The organism is Pseudomonas sp. ICMP 3272 (genome assembly GCF_001466905.1).
GTDB lineage: Bacteria > Pseudomonadota > Gammaproteobacteria > Pseudomonadales > Pseudomonadaceae > Aquipseudomonas > Aquipseudomonas amygdali.
Genome location: NZ_LKEK01000003.1, coordinates 1 through 745, shown reverse-complemented (window position 1 = coordinate 745; position 745 = coordinate 1). Strand labels below are relative to the sequence as shown.

Genomic DNA, 745 nt, shown 5'->3' with positions numbered 1-745 from the left:
TATCCGTTGTGCCTGAACGTCGATGACCTGGGCGATGACTTCATGCTCACCATTCAGGCCGTCCAGCAAATCAATGCCCAGCGCATCGGCGAGTACATGCAGGTTGCACTGCGCAGCCTCGTGGAAGCACTGGAACGCACCCCGCAAGCAGCGCTGAACAGCCTGCCGATACTGCCGGACGATGAGCGCGAGCTGTTGCTGGCGGGCTTCAATGACACTGCCCACCCTTATCCTCGCGATGTGTTGATTCACCAACTGATCGAGCAACAGGCCGCCCAGCGTCCGGGTACTTGCGCCGTACGCGNGCTCACTTACGCCGAACTCAACCAACAGGCCAACCAGCTCGCCCATCGCCTGATCGAACTGGGCGTGGAGCCGGATACGCGAGTTGCGGTCAGCCTGCGTCGCGGTCCGGAAATGGTCGTGGCGCTGTTGGGTATCCTCAAGGCCGGTGGCGCCTATGTGCCGATCGATCCGGACCTGCCGAGCGCCCGTCAGGACTACATGCTTGAGGACAGCTCGCCAAAGGCGGTGCTGACCACTCTGGACCTGAGCGAAAACCTGCCGGCCATGACGCTGCCTGTACTGATTCTGGATGACCACCAGGACAGCGCACAGCTTGCCGCACAGCCGACCGGCAACCCGGATGCCAAGTCGCTGGGTCTTCAGCCGAATCATTTGGCCTATGTGCTGTACACCTCCGGTTCCACTGGCACGCCCAAAGGCGTGATGAACGAGCACTTGG

1 protein-coding gene is annotated in these 745 nt (G+C 61.6%); it reads left to right on the top strand.

Annotated elements, in window-relative coordinates; all coding sequences use genetic code 11:
* Positions 1–745: AMP-binding protein (locus tag AO068_RS02280; protein WP_152999727.1), on the top strand; the 745-nt coding region annotated here is incomplete at both ends.